A 15857-nucleotide genomic window follows, 5' to 3' on the forward strand; every position below is an offset into this window, starting at 1 on the left:
TGCTCCTTGGGTTCTAGGGGTAGAGGTCAGTCGTGGAATGGGTTACCCGACCGACGCCGGCGTGGGAGCCTGGCCTTCCGGATCCCGGTTCTCCGGCTTCCTGCGAGCGGGGTTGCGGTGGCCGGAGGTCATGTCGATCTCCGCGAGGGAGAGCTTCGAAGTCTCTCGGCCCGTTGCTACCCAGCCGGCGGAGATCAGCGCAACCACAGAGGTGAGGATCGCGACACCAATGAAGTTGTCGCCTTCGGTACCGGCGACCAGGGACGCCAGGATCGGAGCGAGACCACCGGAGATTGCGAAACCAATCTGGGTGCCGAGAGCGACGCCGGTGACACGCACCGAGGTTGGGAACATCTCGGAGTACAGAGCCGGCCAGACAGCGTTGGCCATCTGGTAGAACATGCCGAACATGATCACGCCGAACAGGAAGATCAATGTGAAGTTCCCGCTGTTCACGGCGGTCAGGTACGGGTACATCATCACAGCGGCACCAAGTGCACCGACGATGAAGACCGGCTTGCGGCCCACCCGGTCTGCCACACGGGATGCAATCGGGATCATGACCAGGGCACAGATATTGCCCAAGACGGTCACCCACAGCATCGTGGAACGGTCCAGGCCGACAATGGACGTGGCGTAGGACAGCGACCAAACAGTGACCACCACGTTGACCGTGTTGATCATTGCGGCGAAGGCGATTCTCATCACCGACACCCAGTGGTCGCGCAGGACTTCGCGGACCGGGTTGTTCTTGATGAGCTTTGCGGTTGCGTTGTCCACGCCTTCGTTGTGCTCGATCTCCTCCACAGTCTCCTGGAACACCGGGGGCTCCTCCAGGTTGCGGCGGATGATCCAGGCGATCAGGACGACAGCGGCAGAGAGCCAGAACGGGACGCGCCAGCCCCAGCTCATCAGTGCGTCATTGGAGAGGAAGAACGTGAACGGGATGAAGACTGCGGTGGCGAGCAACGTACCGAACTGCGTTCCATGGAGTGTCCAACTGGTGGTCCAGGACCGGTGCTTCTCCTCTGCGTGTTCCAGGGAGACTGCGATAGCGCTGGACTGCTCACCGGAGGCGGAAATACCCTGCACGACTCGGCAGAGAACCAGCAGGGCTGGGGCCCACATGCCGATCTGGTCGTAGGTCGGCAAGCAACCCACCGCGAAGGTGGCGAAACCGATCATGAACAGGGACAACATCAGCACGAACTTGCGTCCGTAGCGGTCTGCCAGCGGCCCCATGATCAGGGCGCCGAGCGGGCGGACCACGTAGGCGATACCGACAGTGGCCATGGAGCCCAGGATCGCCACGCCCGGGGAGGTATCCGCCGGGAAGAACAGGTGGTTGATGACGAGTGCTGCGGCGGTGCCGTAGACAGCGAAGTCGTAGTACTCCAGTGCGGAGCCGATCCAGCTGGATGCGGCTGCGCGCTTGGGAGTTTTCTTCGGGGCGTTGCCGTCGACGACAGCGGTGCCGGAGGGAAGGTCAGCCGGATCAGGCACACCAGGGGAGGTGAACTGATTAGTCATGGCAGATACCTACACTTTCAAAAGAAGCGGCTACGGGGTAGCCGAATCCGAAACCACGGATTGTTCCGTGGCCTTGAGGGTGGACGGACGCAGGGTGCGCGAAGTCGAGAAGATAAGCGCACCGAGCAGTCCGACAATCGCGAAGGCGAAGAAGCCCCACGGGTAAGCGATTCCGGCCGTGACCATGATGCCGCCGAGCAGCGGACCGGAAATCGCGCCCAGTCGACCGATGCTGGCCGAGAAGCCAAGCGCGGTCGCACGGACAGAAGACGGGTGGTTCTCTCCAACGAAGGCGTAGATGAGAACCTGCGAGGAGAACACGAACACGCCGGTGATGAACACCAGGAAGTACAGGCCCACCAGCGGCAGACGCAGAGCCAGCATGGCCAGCGCGACGGCCGAGCAGGTGAACCAAATCAGAGCGGTCGTGCGCGGCGAACGGATGTCCGCCACACGGCCTGCGATGAACAGACCCACCACGGCGCCGATGTTCAGCACCATGAGGAACGCCAGGGAGTTACCCATGTCGTAGTCGGCAGCACGCATGATCTGCGGCAGCCAGGTGTTCAGTCCGTAGACCAGGAGCAGTCCCATGAAGGACGTGCCCCAGATGGCGATGGTGTTCAGACGGAAAGTCGGCTGGAACAGGGTCTTGATACCAACCGGCGCGTCTGAACCTTCCTTCTGCTCCTGCAGCTTGTCCATCTCGGTGTCCGGCACAATGCCGTAGCGCTGCTCCACTGCCGTCGCCTCAGCGTCCCGGCCACGGGTGCGCAGGAACGCCGGGGACTCCGGCAACAGGAAGAACAGGAACGGCACGAGGATGAAGCCCGGGATAGCACCGGCAAGGAACATGGAGTGCCAACCGAAGTCAGCGATGATGACCATCGCCAGCAGAGCGGTAAGCACAGCACCGACGTGGTAGCCGGTCATCAGGGTGGTTGCCGCGGAGCCGGCCTTGCGCCCGGTCCGGAACTCGGTAACCATCGCGATCGCCGTCGGCAGCGCACCACCCAGGCCCGCACCGGCGAGGAAACGCCAGGTGGAGAACCAGAACACGTTGGTGGTGAATGCCAGGAACAGCGTGAACAGGGAGAAGAAGAACACCGACACAATAAGCACCCAGCGGCGGCCGAGTTTGTCAGTGAGGAATCCGATCACAAGTGCACCGATCGCCATGCCGACCAGACCGATGGTGGTGATCTGGGTGGCCTGCGCACCGGTGAGATCCCATGCTGGATCTTCCAGCATGGAGGGCAGGGTGGCGCCAAGGACCACCAGATCGAAGCCATCGAGAAGCACTGCGATCCAGCACAACAGGATGACTACGAAAGGTGATTTCGCAGCGGCGCCCGTAGCGCGGTTGGATGTAGCGGTTGTCATGGAAGGTCAAACCTCGTGATTCGGAATGTCGAGCCCGACGTACTGTTCTGCCAGATAACGTCGTCCTGCCTCGGATTCGAGGACAGCGGTGAGTTCCGCCATGCGGCGGTTGGACTCAAAGGCGGTGCCGTTCGGTGCTTCATGGAGCATCGACGACATCCAGTAGGAGAAGTGCTGCCCCCGCCAGATCCTGGGCAGGACCAGGTCGGTGTAGCTCTCTAGGTGTGAAACGTCCCCGCGGAGGGCCTTCACCAGGCCCGGTGCGAGCTGTGCCACGTCAGCGACTGCGAGATTAAGACCCTTCGCCCCGGTGGGTGGCACAGTGTGTGCGGCGTCGCCGGCGAGGAACAGCCGGCCTAGCTGCATTGGTTCGGTGACGGCCGAGCGGAATCGCAGGACTGACTTGTCGAAGATGTCACCCTCCGACATCGTCAGGTCCGGTGTGTCCGCACGGGTGTGCAGCGCGTCCCAGATGCGGTCGTCCGACCACATCTCAACGGTGTCGTCCGGGTCGCACTGCACGTAGTAGCGCTGCACCGAGTCGCTGCGGGTAGAGATCAACGCAAATCCCTCAGGATGGGTGGCGTAGATCAGTTCCTTCTGCGTTTTCGGTGCGTTGACCAACACGCCGAACCAGGCGTACGGGTACTCATGGCGGTGGCGGGCACCGCCTGCGGTGTCAGAGATCAGCGTCCGGTACGGCGATGCCGATCCGTCAGCTGCGATGACGTACTTCGCCTTCAACGTCGCTGAGTTTCCAGATTCGTCGGTGTAGTCAACGGTCACTGGGTACTCGCCCATTCCGGCGTTGGCCGCCAGGGGCTCTTCAAAACCGCTGACGGAGTCGACAGTGGTGTTGAAAAGGATCGTGCCGCCGTCGGCGAGCCTGCGGGCGATGAAATCGATCAGGTACTCGTGCTGGGGGTACACCGCCACGTGATGGCCGGTCAATTCCGTCAGGGCAATGCGCGTGCGATTGCCGGCGACGGAGATGTCGATCCCCTCGTCGATATCGGCCTCACGGTCCATCCGCTCACCGACTCCGGTGCGGCGCATGAGGTCGAGGGTGCCCTGCTCAAGGATGCCAGCGCGGACGGTCGATTCGACCTCCGTGCGGCTGCGGCCCTCGAAAACCACCGATTCCACTCCCTGCAAGTGCAGGAGGTGGGACAGGGTCAGGCCGGCCGGGCCGGCTCCAATGATGGCGACTTCAGTGGTGTTCATTTCAGCCCAGTTCCTCCACTGCCTTGTTCAGCAGTGCGAAGCCATGGTTGCTGTTGGGAACTCCGGCGTAGATGGCGGTGTGCAGGAGCACCTCGCCGATCGACTCGTGGCTGACGCCGGCGCGCAGGGCCGCTCGGATGTGCATGTCCAGTTCGCCGTCGTTGCCCACCGCGGTGAGGATGCCGATGGTCAGCAGCCGACGCTCTGTGTGGTCCAGGCCTGGGCGCTGCCAGACATCGCCCCAGGCGGTGCGGGTGATGAAGTCCTGGAACGGCGCCGTCACGTCCGTCATCTTCTCGATGGAGCGGTCGACGTGTGCGTCCCCGAGGACCTCTCGGCGCGTGCCCATTCCCCGCTCGTGGGCGGCGGCACGACCGGAGTCGTAGTTGTTGGTGTCGGACATGCCGGCTCCTTAGGTGTTGTCGTTCGTGTTCGAAACGGCCCGAAGCACCGCATCCACCACATCGCCTGCGTGACCTGTGTGGTCTGCCGGTGAGGTGCTGAAGCCATGCTTCTTGGCGGCCGTCTGCATGAGTTCCTGTAGTTCACCGGCGACGACAGCCTCGTCGATCTGCGCCCGGGGAACGTACTTCCCAAGCGCCTCGGCGAGGACTGCGCCATCGGTGAGCTCCAGGTTTCGGTCCATCGCATCGGTGTCGACGGTGATGCCGTCCAGGCTTGCCCGAATCCGATTGACGGCGGACGCAGTGGTCGCAGCCAGATCGCGAACGGTCTGCCATTCGACGTGCCAAGCACCTGTGGCGCGTTGCATGCGCTGGTCCATTGCATCGAGCATCGTGGCAGCAAGCCCTGGTGCCCGACGCGCGTATCCGTCGCAGGCCACCGCTGCAGCCGGATTGGCCTTGTGTGGCATCGCAGAGGACCCGCCCGGGGCGGCCTCACGCAGTTCGCTGACTTCGGTGGCGGCGTGGAAGACCACGTCGCCGGCGATCTTACGAACGGCTCCTGCCACCGTCGCCAGGGCATTAGAAACCCGCACCAACGGAACCCGGTTGGTATGCCAGACCAACGGACTAGCGGCGAGATCAAGCTCGGATGCTAGTGCGTCGTGGATTGCCACACCGTCCGGGTAGGAGAAAGCCAGGTTTCCTGCGGCGCCTGCGTACTGCACCGGCAGCTTCCCGACGGACCCTTCCAAATCTTCCTTCGCCTCCACAACGGACTCCAGCCATCCGGCTGCGATTGCTCCGAAGGTGGTGGGAACAGCTTGCTGACCGAGGGTACGTCCGATGACGGTGGTATCTCGGTGGGTCTTTACTAGATCGGTAAGGATCACTCGGACCTGGGCCAAATCCGCCAGGATGACATTGGACGCCGCGCGAAGGCAGAGCACCAGCGCAGTATCGATAACGTCCTGGCTGGTAGCTCCGGTGTGAATGGCCGACACCGGGACACCGGCGTCCTTGGCCACGGCCTTCAGACCCTTTGCAACGGGAATCGCCGGGTTTCCGCCTGCCGCTGATGCTGCCGAGAGTTCCGGCATATCAATGACAAAAGCATTGATGAGCGGGAGCGTCTTGTCGACAGTCTCCTGCTCCACCAGTCCGAGCCTGCCAACCACTCGCGCAAGTGCTGCCTCGGTGTCCAAGATCCGCTGCACAAACGCCACATCAGAGAGCTCCGCAGCCGCGGCGGTATCGCCGGACGCGAAGTCACTGTAGATGTTTCGGCACAGGTCGTGGACCATGGAGAGCTCCTTGCGAGGTGTGGGGTCAGATACGGAAGAACGGGGTTTCCAGCGCGTCATCCTCGTGCATGAGGATTACGTCGAAACGGTACGCATTGTCGCCCTCGCGCTTGAGGATGAGTGCATCGCGGCGGTTCTCCGGGACAGAAGCGAGCACCGGGTCACCGGCGAGCTCCGCGGTCTCCGGCAGGTATGCGCGGGTGTAGAGACGCTCGAGGATTCCTCGGGCAAATACGCTGACCTTGAAGTGCGGTGCTTCGGTTTCGTCATTGACGTCGACGGCGCCGGGGACGAGGGTGCGGAAGGTGACTTCCCCATCCTCATTGGCCATACCGCGGCCCAGACCGCGGAAGCCCTCAGCAGATGCGTCTTCGCCGACACGCGGATCCAGCGGGGACTGATACAAGCCAGCTGCGTCGGACTGCCAGATCTCGATCATGGCGTCCTTGACCTTGTCGCCTGCGCCATCGGTGACCGAGAAAGTGACGTCCACGGCCTGGGCGTCTCCCTCCGGAACCATCTCGTTGGCGCCGTCCCAGGTCAGTCCAATGTGGACATAGGGGCCGACGGTCTGCGAGGGAGTGATTCCTGCAGGTGCGTCGTCCTGGTCGCGGATGTCAGAGACCGGGTAGCGGAACGGGCCGTCCGGGTTGCTGTCAATCATGGATGCTCCTGAAATTCTTGTCGTTCGAATCGGTGGTGGGCCGGACTACTCGAACGGGGTGGCGTTCTCGCCGCGCAGGACGATGTCGAACTTGAAGCCCATCGCAAAGTTCTCGCGGGTCTCGTCGTAGTCGAAGGCGGCGATCATGCGCTCACGTGCTCCGGCGGGAACCGTGTTGTAAATCGGGTCCTGGAAGAACATCGGATCACCGGGGAAGTACATCTGGGTCACAAGGCGCTCAGTGAACTCACGACCGAACAGAGAGAAGTGAATGTGCGCCGGACGCCATGCGTTGTGATGGTTGCCCCACGGGTAGCAGCCTGGCTGAACGGTGTAGAAGCTGTAAGAGCCATTGGCGTCCGTCAGCGTGCGAGCGACACCATTGAAGTGCGGATCCAGCGGTGCCGGCCAGCTGTCGTTCTTGTGGCGGTACCGGCCGGCGGAGTTCGCCTGCCAAGCCTCGACCAGGGTGTGCGGCACGGGCCTACCGTCATAGCCGCGGACCTGTCCATGGACATAAATGCGCTGACCGACAGCCTCGCCACCATTGGCCAGAGTCATGTCATTGTCAATGCCCTGCAGGTCCGCTTCACCGAAGACTGGACCGGTGGTTTCGCCGAGGCGTTCAGGCACCAGCAGCAGGTCGTTTCCGGGATTGCGGAGAACGGTCGTGCGGTACTCGGGGAACTTCAGCGGGGCGAAGCTGCCCTCGGTGGTGACGTTGGTAATCGGAATCATCTAGGTGACCCCCTCTTAGTGGAAGGAACGTGATGCAAGTCTCAAGTTATTGCGGCTGTGCGCACAATGGCAAACAGTTCGTATCGTGAACATCGGCCTAAAAAGGCAAAGCCCGTTATGTGCAGGACATTTCACCAGGCAACATTTCAATTCAGGGTCCACTTAGGGGTGGGGATCAGGGCAACCCCCTTAGCCTCAGACACGAAAAGACCCTGTCCCGAAGGACAGGGTCTCGGTCCGGACGAGGGGTCCGGGAAGGGCCGACGAGGGCGTCGGGAAGCGAGAACTACTTGTTCAGCTTGCGGTACTCAAAGACCTGGTCGATGATGCCGTACTCCTTGGCATCAGCGGCGGTAAGGATCTTGTCGCGGTCGGTGTCAATGCGGACCTGCTCCGCGGACTGGCCGGTGTGACGGCCCAGCGTCTCCTCCATAAGGGAACGCATGCGCTCGATCTCCTTGGCTTGGATCTCCAGGTCCGACACCTGACCCTGGATACCCTGGGTCGCCGGCTGGTGGATCAGAACACGAGCGTTCGGCAGAGCCGCACGCTTGCCCGGAGCACCAGCAGCAAGCAGCACAGCGGCTGCAGAGGCGGCCTGGCCCAGGCACACGGTGGAGACATCCGGACGGACGTACTGCATCGTGTCGTAGATAGCCATCAGCGAGGTGAAAGAACCACCCGGAGAGTTGATGTACATCGTGATGTCACGATCCGGATCCAGGCCCTCAAGGACCAGGAGCTGGGCCATGATGTCATTCGCCGAGGTGTCATCCACCTGCGCGCCGAGGAAGATGATGCGCTCCTCGAACAGCTTGTTGTACGGGTTCGACTCCTTCGCACCGAAGCTCGAGTGCTCGACGAAGGAAGGCAGTACGTAACGCGACTGCGGCATCTGCATGTTCGGGTTCATCTCCATGTTCATGTCATTCATCGTTGACTCCGTAACCTTCCGGCCCTACTCGCGGGTTTCTTTGAGAGAGCTGACGACGTGATCGACGAAGCCGTACTCCAGTGCCTGCTGTGCGGTAAACCAACGGTCGCGGTCCGAATCGGCTTCGACCTGCTCAACCGTCTGGCCGGTGTGCTCAGCGATGAGGCGAGCCATCTCCTTCTTGGTCTGAGCGAACTGCTCAGCCTGAATGGTGATGTCCGAGGCGGTACCACCAATGCCTGCGGACGGCTGGTGCATCATGATCCGCGCGTGCGGCAAAGCGAAACGCTTGCCCTTCTCACCGGCAGACAGGAGGAACTGACCCATCGAAGCGGCCAGGCCCATGCCGTAAGTTGCAACATCGCACGGCACAAACTTCATCGTGTCGTAGATGGCCATACCCGCGGTGACAGAGCCGCCCGGCGAGTTGATGTACAGCGCGATATCGCGCTCCGGGTCCTCTGCGGCAAGCAGGAGCATCTGGGCGCACAGGCGGTTGGCGATCTCATCGTCAACCTGGTCACCCAGGAACAGGATCCGCTCCTTGAGCAGCCGGTCGAACACCGAATTCGCGGGTGTGTGGTTCTGATCGCTCATCGAAACTTTGTTTCCCTTCCGTAGTGCACGGTTCCGCCGTCGTTATTTTGTGTGCAGGCGGCGGCTTGCGGTGCCCAACTGTGTGAACTCTCCGGCTGGATGGTCCACGTGGACTTTCCACCTAGAGTAACGAAACGGGCCGCCCGGTTTGTTCCGGATCGGCCCGTGTTCGCTGTGGGCGTTGCCGCCCATCAGCCTCAGTGGCTTGTACCTCCGCTGCCCAGGCCTAATGGCCGGGACAACTATTGCTTACTCAGACTCTGCCGGGGCCTCTGCCTCAGCCTCAGCCAGGTCGAAGTACTCCTTGACATCGATGTCGTTGCCCTCGGAGTCCTTGACGGTGGCGTCCAGGATCGAGACAGCCAGAGCCTTGCCGCGACGGACGTCGGCGAACAGGTTGCCGAGCTGACCGGACTGCTGGATCTGCTGGATGAACTGGTTCGGGTCCATACCGTAAGACTGCGCGGTGAAGAGGATGTGGTCGGTGAGCTCCTGCTGGGAGACCTCCGGCTGCACCTTCTCGGCCAGCGCGTCGAGGAACAGCTGGGTACGAACAGCTTCCTCGGCGGAGTTGCGGGAGTCCTCGTCGAACTTCTCGCGGGTGATGTCCTGCGCCTCGAGCATGGTGTTCAGCACCGACTCGTCGCCACCGAACTGCTGCAGCAGCTGCTGGAGCTGGCCGTCGACCTGCTCCTGAACGACTGCCTCCGGCAGAGCAACCTCGGTTGCCTCCAGAGCGGCAGCCAGAACGCGGTCGCGAATCTGGGACGCCTGCTCGTTCTTCTTGGTCTGCTCGACCTGCTTAGTCAGGTCCGCGCGCAGCTCGCCGATGGTGTCGAACTCAGACGCCATCTGAGCGAACTCATCGTCAGCAGCCGGCAGTTCGCGAACCTTCACGGACTGAACGGTGACAGTGACCTGAGCCTCTTCGCCCTCGTGCTCACCAGCGACCAGGGTCGTGGTGAATTCCTTGGACTCGCCCTCAGACAGACCCTTGATGGCCTCGTCGAGGCCGTCGATCAGGTCGCCGGAGCCAACCTCGTAGGACAGGCCCTCGGTGGAAGCCTCTTCGAGGTCCTCACCATCAACGGTGGCAGCCAGGTCGATGGAGACGAAGTCCTTGTCCTCGACTGCGCGCTCAACACCAACGAGGGTACCGAAGCGAGCCTGGAGGTTCTCCAGCTCGGCGTCAACGGCGGCCTCGTCTGCGGTCAGTGCGTCGACCTCGACGTTGATAGCGGAGAAGTCCGGAAGCTCGATCTCCGGGCGGATGTCGACCTCAGCGGTGAACTCGACGAACTCGCCGTCCTCCAGCTTGGTGACGTCAACCTCAGGCTGACCCAGCGGCTTGAGATCGTGCTCGTTGACGACCTCTTCGTAGCGGGTCGGGATCATTTCGTTGAGGACCTGCTCGAGGATCGGGCCGCGGCCGATGCGCGACTCAATGAGCTTGGCCGGAGCCTTGCCCTTGCGGAACCCCGGGATGGAGACCTGCTGGGACAGGGCCTCGTAGGCCTTGTCGAACTCCGGCTTCAGCTCGTCGAAAGGCACCTCGACGACGATCTGAACCCGGGTCTCGCTCTGCTTATTGACGGAGCTCTTCACTGCCTTACACTCCTGGTTTGTTGATGTGAGTGGTTATCTTCAACAGATCACGGGAGTGCCCGTGCTGCTAGTCGGGGTAGCGGGATTTGAACCCACGGCCCCTCGCTCCCAAAGCGAGTGCGCTACCAAGCTGCGCCATACCCCGTGACTGTTTGAAGTGTACGTGGACTGCAACAGGGCCGATACATGACCCCTATTTAACCCCCACAGAACAGCCTCCCGACGCCCATATCCCCTGTTCACACCCAATGCGCGGATCACCACCATGCTGACAAGGCCAGCTCCCTTCGGACGCTTAACTACTGCGCGTTGACACCGTTTGAAGGGGCCCACTAAGTGCCCGACGCCTCCAAGAACGTGGCCATTCAGTCCAGCGACATCCCGCTGGTCCATCACCACGTGCCAGCCCCCCCACCCCACCTGGGACTTTGCCTGAAGCCAGCTCGTTCGCTATTGTTTATGAAGTCCTAATCGGAGGGCCGCTGCAGCGCAGTGCCAACCGGTTGACCAGTGGGAATGTCGTATAGTGGCTATTACCTCAGCCTTCCAAGCTGATGACGCGGGTTCGATTCCCGTCATTCCCTCCACATAAAACCCCTTCCGAGTGCGTTCGGAAGGGGTTCTTCTGTATCTGTTGTAGCCACGCAAAGTCAGTGGGCTCGCCTGGAACCATCGCGGGTGGGAGTAATGACCTCTGCGCGTGCGCTGAACACCCGTTACTCGTTGCGTATCCGAGTGCGCCGTGCAACATCTACAGGGTATTGGGGCTACGTAGAGAGGGTGCCCCTGTGGCAGTTGCTCATCGAGCCTCCACCGGGAGCAGTTCAGTTGGTGCCCTGGGTCCGTGTATCCAACAAGCGCCGTCTCTGCGCCCTATCCACACGAATTCAGTGCCCCCCCCCTGTTCGTAGCGCACCTTCAACCGCGACCTGCGGTTTTAAGGATGTGGCGCTACGAACTGGGGGATTGCCTCCTGCAGTCCTGCAACACCGGGAGTATGCGTCAGATCAGTCTTCTGAAGAATCCTTAATGTCCCGCTTCTCCGCCAAGGCTTCGCCGATAGCGCTGCCTGCGGCAGCACCGGTGGCCCGGCCAGTGAGGATGTCGCTGATCTTGATGCCAAAGAGATTCTCCGTCTGGGAAAGAACACCTGCGACGTTGGACATCGGCTGGGAGTTAATGGTGCTGACGGTCTCGGTGGCGTCTGGACCTCCGTAAATAGTGACCCCATTGATGGAGCCCAGAGCCTTGGCCGAGTCGCGCACCAGTTCCGGCATGATCTCAATGATCTTGCTGGCGAGAATCGCCTGCTGATTCTGCTCCATCGCCTTTGCCTCTGCTTCGAGGGCTGCTGCGCGAGCGGTACCCATCTCGCGCTCGGCGTCGGCTTCAGCCTTGGCCTTCGCAGCGATCCCAGCGGCCTCAGCTTCGGCCTTGACTCGCTGGGAGTGCGCTTCGGCTTCCGCTCGCATGCGCTCAGCATGGGCATCTGCTTCTGCTCGGGTGCGCTGCGCCTTGGCCTTAGCCTCAGCAACTGCTGCGTCGGCTTCTGCCTGGCGCTGCTTCTCTGCGGCTTCAGCCTCGGCAGCCTTGATCCGCTCATTGGCCTTCGCTTCGGCAGCCGCGTTGCGCTTGTACTTGTCTGCATCTTCCTGCGCGTTAACCGTGGAGTCGAGGCGGTCGCGCTCGTTCTTTGCCTGCTGCTGCGGACCTGCTGCTCACGCTCGGCGCGGATCAGCGACTCTGCTTGCTGGGCCTCGGCCTGAGCCGTTTTCACGTCCCGCTCCGCCTCGGCCTTATTGATCTCTAGGGCACGGAACTCGGTGAGGTTCTGCTCCTCAACTGCGGTGTTCTTCTTCTGAATCTCACGCTCGGCAGCGGCACGGGCGATCTCTGCTTCGCGACGGCGAGCCTCGATCTCCGGGGCACCCAGGGACTGGATGTATCCATCGGAGTCGGTAATGCCCTTAATTTGGAAGGAGTCGAGCACAAGGCCCTGCTCCTTGAGCTCCGGTGCGATGTTCTGCGCGATCTGCTCGGCGAATGCCTGGCGGTTCTGCATCAGGTCGACCACGTCCTGCTGCGCGATGATGCCACGCAGAGCGCCTTCCAGCTGGTCCTGGGTGAACTGTTCGACAGCGCTGTCCTGGCCGGCGAAACGCTCGGCAGCAGCACGGACCAGGTCCGAAGTCGATCCGATCTTCACCAGAGCAACAGCTTCAACGTTGAGTGTGACTGAGTTCTTCGACTGCGCCACTGCGGTCATCATGACCTGACGGGAGCGAAGCGAAATAATGTCGTATCGCTGGGTGATGGGGTTGACCATCGTTTTGCCACCGATGATGACGGTGGTTGGGGCAGAGTCCTCGGAATCTCGGGACTACTTGCCGGAGACAACCATTGCCTCGCCGGCTTTAGCCACCTTGATCCAGGTCCGAGTAATCACAAAGGCAATGAGGCCAAACAGGGCCAACACCGCCACGATGACGAGGGCAATGACCACGGCGATGCCAGTAGTGATGGTTTGCATGCGAGTCCAATCTCAGATTGAGGTGCAAACGGGTCTCTTCCGGACCAGTTTCTTAGCCCATTCTAATGGTCATGCAGGTATTACGTTCAGCTTGTCGAGACCTTCGACAGGCTGAAATCAATGGCCTCATCCAAAGCGGTATCCCATCCGACATGGCCCGCTAACTCGTGGTCGAGCCGGTAAGTCACGTCCGCGCCATTGAGTCTGGCGTCAGCCACCAGCGCTGTAGTGAAGGCCGCTGGCGAGACCACATCCAAGGACTGCTGGTAGATAAACGCCGGCGCGCCCCAACCGGTGGCAGGCACGGTGACGCTTTTGCGGAGTTCCCCAATCAGAGGGCCCACCCCTAGGGGTTGGGTGACGAGGGTGCCGATGGGGACGTCGTTAAGCATCGCTGACATCTCGAAGTAGTTCAGTTCCTGCGCTGCCTCCACCGCGGAGCGTCCTGCCTCGGTGAGGTAGTTATCGAGCGGGAAGCTCGGGTCGACGGCGCGGAACCCAGCCAGAGTGAAGGCGAGGTAGGTCGCCAGGTCCGGCTGCGCGATCTGTAAAGCAGGCGATACCGCGGATAGCTCATCTGCCACTCCCGCAGGCACTCCACCTGTAGTGGTTGCCGCTAAGGTCAGCTCTGGCGCATAGTCTGCGGCCATTGCCCCGGCAGCGATTGAGGCCTGACCGCCCTGGGAGTACCCGTTGGTGACAAAAGTCGTGGACAAGTCCCCGCTCACAGACCGCGCCGCGCGCACCGCGTCGATCATCGCCGCGCCCTCGCTGTGGCTATTGAGATACGGGTGATCGCCCTCGGTGCCAAGTCCCACATACTCCGTGGCTGCAACAGCGAATCCAGCATTGAGCCACGCCGAAAGGTACTGGTCGCCGGTGTTGTCCTCGCCGACCCAGTGGGGATAACTGATGTTTTTGTCCCCGAGCCCCTGAGTCCCATGACCATAAGAAACGACAGGCCAGCCACCCGATGGCGCGAGCCCCGGCGGGACGTACAGCGTGCCCAGGCTCGTCGCCTGCTGTCCGTGCGGTCCCTCAGTTGCGTACTCGAAGACCAGCCGCGCGAGGCCCCGGTCAGCACCAAATCATCTGACAGCTCCTTAACGGAGATGATGGAACCGCGCTCAAAAGATCCGCTTAACGACGCCCCCTCCCTCACCTCACCACTTCCCATTGAGGACCAACCCGGAGTTGCGTGAGCCGGTGCGGGAACCGTAGCTGCCGCCAGCGACAATGCGCCGGCGGCGAGGACAGCGGAGACGGAACGGGGCATTTTCATGCCATAGTTAGAGACCTCAGGGTCGCCTTATCCAATTTCAAGGATCGAGTGTCTAAGACCAGACAGTCACGATGGCATTGCCGCGGGAAGCAACCTGGTCATAGATGGAGATCAGTCGCTTGACGTTGTCGACGAAATACTCCACATCGTTTGGGATCCCCTCCCCTTCCCCCTGGACGGAAGCGGACATGGCGAGTTCGGCGATATTGACGTCGTGAAGCAAGGGGGCGATCTCCGCGACGGCGTCGGCGTCAGTGGCGCCGACCAGCAGTTCTTCGTCGATCATCTCGGTGCCCTGCAGCGCGTCGAGGACAGTCTCGTCCTCCAGAGCCTCATCAGCGGCGCTGCACAGTCCCATCCACGACTTGTCGATGTCATCGCGGACCAGTTCAGAGTTCTCCGCCTCCAGCCACTCGGTGACCTGCGCCTCACGAGCGGAGGTGTCCAGGTCGCGGAAAGCCTCGAGATCGGCCGGAGAAATTTCTACGTAGTTCAGGGTCAGCATTGGGCAAGGATATCGCTTCTCAACTGGGAGACTGACTTTCACCCAATTGTTTGTAGCCTTAGCTAATGCTCTCAGCGTATGCTCATTGCATTCTCATCCATCATCGTTCTCAATGCGACCGAACTACGGAGGCACCATGAAGATCCGCCCTATCGCCGCAGCCGGACTAGCCGCGATGCTTACACTCGCTGCCTGCTCGAGCGACGACGGCAATAGCTCCGATGGCAACAACTCCTCGAAATCCGGTGACACCATCACTCACACCGAGGGTGCTGCCTACCCGGTGACTATTAACACCGAATTCGGTGAGGTCACCATTGACGAGCAGCCTGAGCGCGTCGTCGCCGTCGGCTGGGGAGACGCAGAGATCGCAATGCAACTCGGCGTGCAGCCGGTCGGCGCATCCGACTGGGTCGAGGTCAATGACGAAACGGGTCTGGGCGAGTGGGTCAACGAATCCTACGATGAGAACCCCGTCCTGTTGGGAACCATGGATCTGTCCGCTGAAGAGGTTGCAACGCTCGAACCAGACCTGATTCTCGATGTGAGGTCCTCCGGCGAACAGGAGCGCCACGACAAGCTCAGCGCCATCGCCCCGACCGTTGGACCGGCTCCAGGCAAGGGCAACTACCTCACCGTCGGCGACGAGCAGGTCGAAATGATTGCCGCAGCACTGGGCAAGAGCGAAGAAGGTGAAGTCATCCTCGACGACACCGAGGAGGCCTTCGCTTCAGTGAAGGAAGCGCACCCGGAGTGGGAGGGAAAGACGATTTCCGTCGCCACCCGCACCTCTGAAGGCTGGGGCGCGTACACCGATGCCGTCCGGGTCGGCTTCTTCGAGGAGCTTGGCTTCGACCTAGTCCCGACCATCGAAGACCTCGAGGAAGAAGGCCAGTGGAGCATCGACCTGTCAGATGAGCAGCTGCGGCTGCTGGACGCTGACCTGATCGTTGCCTTCCCGATCTACATCCCCACGACCGAGATCACCGACAACACCGCATGGAAGTCGATCCCCGCTGTGGAGGACGGCCACGCAATCGTCCTCGATGGCAAAATTTCCGAGGCATTCTCCCTGGGTACGCCGGAAGCACAGAAGTGGGCACTGGAGCAGCTCGTCCCGATGATCGAAGAGGCTCTCGGCGAGAACTCGTAGTGTG

16 protein-coding genes, 2 tRNA genes and 1 pseudogene are annotated in these 15857 nt (G+C 61.6%); 3 read left to right on the forward strand and 16 right to left on the reverse strand.

Annotated elements, in window-relative coordinates; genetic code table 11:
* Positions 1-42: 42 nt before the first annotated feature.
* The 11 genes from YWU_RS14550 to YWU_RS0101735 form a co-directional block, all read right to left on the reverse strand.
* Positions 43-1530, reverse strand: a complete 1488-nt coding sequence (locus YWU_RS14550) for an MFS transporter (protein WP_084141526.1) — start codon at positions 1528-1530, stop codon at positions 43-45.
* A gap of 30 nt (positions 1531-1560) precedes the next feature.
* Positions 1561-2913, reverse strand: coding sequence for an MFS transporter (locus YWU_RS14555; RefSeq protein WP_051259890.1), 1353 nt, complete (start codon positions 2911-2913; stop codon positions 1561-1563).
* 6 nt (positions 2914-2919) lie between these two features.
* A complete protein-coding gene (locus YWU_RS0101695) occupies positions 2920-4137 on the reverse strand; it encodes a 4-hydroxybenzoate 3-monooxygenase (RefSeq protein ID WP_027019112.1) in 1218 nt (405 codons plus the stop codon).
* 1 nt (position 4138) lies between these two features.
* Complete coding sequence (gene pcaC, locus YWU_RS0101700; RefSeq protein ID WP_027019113.1) at positions 4139-4540, reverse strand: 4-carboxymuconolactone decarboxylase; 402 nt, start codon at positions 4538-4540, stop codon at positions 4139-4141.
* Between the two features lie 9 nt (positions 4541-4549).
* The gene (locus tag YWU_RS0101705; RefSeq protein ID WP_027019114.1) at positions 4550-5845 is read right to left on the reverse strand and encodes a lyase family protein; all 1296 of its coding nucleotides are present in this window, start codon (positions 5843-5845) and stop codon (positions 4550-4552) included.
* Positions 5846-5870: 25 nt separating this feature from the next.
* Positions 5871-6509 carry a protocatechuate 3,4-dioxygenase subunit alpha gene (pcaG, locus tag YWU_RS0101710; protein ID WP_027019115.1) on the reverse strand — a complete coding sequence of 213 codons (639 nt, stop codon included), beginning with the start codon at positions 6507-6509 and terminating at the stop codon, positions 5871-5873.
* A 45-nt stretch (positions 6510-6554) separates the two neighbouring features.
* The gene (gene pcaH / locus YWU_RS0101715; RefSeq protein ID WP_027019116.1) at positions 6555-7247 is read right to left on the reverse strand and encodes a protocatechuate 3,4-dioxygenase subunit beta; all 693 of its coding nucleotides are present in this window, start codon (positions 7245-7247) and stop codon (positions 6555-6557) included.
* 286 nt (positions 7248-7533) lie between these two features.
* On the reverse strand, positions 7534-8148 hold the full coding sequence (locus tag YWU_RS0101720) for an ATP-dependent Clp protease proteolytic subunit (protein ID WP_027019117.1): 615 nt from the start codon (positions 8146-8148) through the stop codon (positions 7534-7536).
* A 57-nt stretch (positions 8149-8205) separates the two neighbouring features.
* Positions 8206-8778 carry an ATP-dependent Clp protease proteolytic subunit gene (locus YWU_RS0101725; protein WP_027019118.1) on the reverse strand — a complete coding sequence of 191 codons (573 nt, stop codon included), beginning with the start codon at positions 8776-8778 and terminating at the stop codon, positions 8206-8208.
* 249 nt (positions 8779-9027) lie between these two features.
* Complete coding sequence (gene tig, locus YWU_RS0101730; protein ID WP_027019119.1) at positions 9028-10383, reverse strand: trigger factor; 1356 nt, start codon at positions 10381-10383, stop codon at positions 9028-9030.
* Positions 10384-10454: 71 nt separating this feature from the next.
* Positions 10455-10528 (reverse strand) — tRNA-Pro (locus tag YWU_RS0101735).
* Positions 10529-10895: 367 nt separating this feature from the next.
* On the opposite strand from YWU_RS0101735, the gene YWU_RS0101740 reads away from it, so the two are divergent.
* A tRNA-Gly gene (locus YWU_RS0101740) sits at positions 10896-10970 on the forward strand.
* A gap of 420 nt (positions 10971-11390) precedes the next feature.
* On the opposite strand, the gene YWU_RS17325 is transcribed toward YWU_RS0101740, so the two are convergent.
* Positions 11391-11855, reverse strand: coding sequence for a hypothetical protein (locus YWU_RS17325; RefSeq protein ID WP_051259891.1), 465 nt, complete (start codon positions 11853-11855; stop codon positions 11391-11393).
* On the opposite strand from YWU_RS17325, the gene YWU_RS18055 reads away from it, so the two are divergent.
* Positions 11832-12149: a hypothetical protein gene (locus tag YWU_RS18055; RefSeq protein WP_205618273.1), complete on the forward strand. Its 318-nt coding sequence runs from the start codon at positions 11832-11834 to the stop codon at positions 12147-12149. The genes YWU_RS17325 and YWU_RS18055 overlap by 24 nt on opposite strands.
* Before the next feature lie 164 nt (positions 12150-12313).
* Here the strand turns inward: YWU_RS18055 and YWU_RS18880 are convergent.
* The 4 genes and pseudogenes from YWU_RS18880 to YWU_RS0101765 all read right to left on the reverse strand — a co-directional run.
* Positions 12314-12709: pseudogene (locus tag YWU_RS18880) on the reverse strand (flotillin family protein); the annotation flags it as partial.
* A 54-nt stretch (positions 12710-12763) separates the two neighbouring features.
* Positions 12764-12913, reverse strand: coding sequence for a hypothetical protein (locus tag YWU_RS18060; RefSeq protein WP_156892667.1), 150 nt, complete (start codon positions 12911-12913; stop codon positions 12764-12766).
* 86 nt (positions 12914-12999) lie between these two features.
* Positions 13000-13974: a lipase family protein gene (locus YWU_RS14565; RefSeq protein ID WP_084141529.1), complete on the reverse strand. Its 975-nt coding sequence runs from the start codon at positions 13972-13974 to the stop codon at positions 13000-13002.
* A 273-nt stretch (positions 13975-14247) separates the two neighbouring features.
* Positions 14248-14700, reverse strand: coding sequence for a DUF1877 family protein (locus YWU_RS0101765; RefSeq protein WP_027019121.1), 453 nt, complete (start codon positions 14698-14700; stop codon positions 14248-14250).
* A 136-nt stretch (positions 14701-14836) separates the two neighbouring features.
* On the opposite strand from YWU_RS0101765, the gene YWU_RS0101770 reads away from it, so the two are divergent.
* Entirely contained in the window at positions 14837-15853 is a 1017-nt protein-coding gene (locus YWU_RS0101770) for an ABC transporter substrate-binding protein (protein ID WP_027019122.1), read from the forward strand.
* Positions 15854-15857 lie beyond the last annotated feature (4 nt).

Origin of the sequence: Corynebacterium sputi DSM 45148 (genome assembly GCF_000427865.1) — a bacterium.
GTDB classification, from domain to species: domain Bacteria; phylum Actinomycetota; class Actinomycetes; order Mycobacteriales; family Mycobacteriaceae; genus Corynebacterium; species Corynebacterium sputi.

Excerpts from the sequence above, each read along its gene's own strand:
- YWU_RS0101770 (WP_027019122.1), top strand. The coding sequence starts at position 14,837 with ATGAAGATCCGCCCTATCGCCGCAGCCGGACTAGCCGCGATGCTTACA.
- pcaC (WP_027019113.1), bottom strand. The coding sequence starts at position 4,540 with ATGTCCGACACCAACAACTACGACTCCGGTCGTGCCGCCGCCCACGAG.
- YWU_RS0101705 (WP_027019114.1), bottom strand. The coding sequence starts at position 5,845 with ATGGTCCACGACCTGTGCCGAAACATCTACAGTGACTTCGCGTCCGGC.
- YWU_RS14550 (WP_084141526.1), bottom strand. The coding sequence starts at position 1,530 with ATGACTAATCAGTTCACCTCCCCTGGTGTGCCTGATCCGGCTGACCTT.
- YWU_RS0101725 (WP_027019118.1), bottom strand. The coding sequence starts at position 8,778 with ATGAGCGATCAGAACCACACACCCGCGAATTCGGTGTTCGACCGGCTG.
- YWU_RS17325 (WP_051259891.1), bottom strand. The coding sequence starts at position 11,855 with ATGCGAGCGGAAGCCGAAGCGCACTCCCAGCGAGTCAAGGCCGAAGCT.
- YWU_RS14555 (WP_051259890.1), bottom strand. The coding sequence starts at position 2,913 with ATGACAACCGCTACATCCAACCGCGCTACGGGCGCCGCTGCGAAATCA.
- YWU_RS0101695 (WP_027019112.1), bottom strand. The coding sequence starts at position 4,137 with ATGAACACCACTGAAGTCGCCATCATTGGAGCCGGCCCGGCCGGCCTG.
- YWU_RS18060 (WP_156892667.1), bottom strand. The coding sequence starts at position 12,913 with ATGCAAACCATCACTACTGGCATCGCCGTGGTCATTGCCCTCGTCATC.
- pcaG (WP_027019115.1), bottom strand. The coding sequence starts at position 6,509 with ATGATTGACAGCAACCCGGACGGCCCGTTCCGCTACCCGGTCTCTGAC.
- pcaH (WP_027019116.1), bottom strand. The coding sequence starts at position 7,247 with ATGATTCCGATTACCAACGTCACCACCGAGGGCAGCTTCGCCCCGCTG.
- YWU_RS0101720 (WP_027019117.1), bottom strand. The coding sequence starts at position 8,148 with ATGCAGATGCCGCAGTCGCGTTACGTACTGCCTTCCTTCGTCGAGCAC.
- YWU_RS0101765 (WP_027019121.1), bottom strand. The coding sequence starts at position 14,700 with ATGCTGACCCTGAACTACGTAGAAATTTCTCCGGCCGATCTCGAGGCT.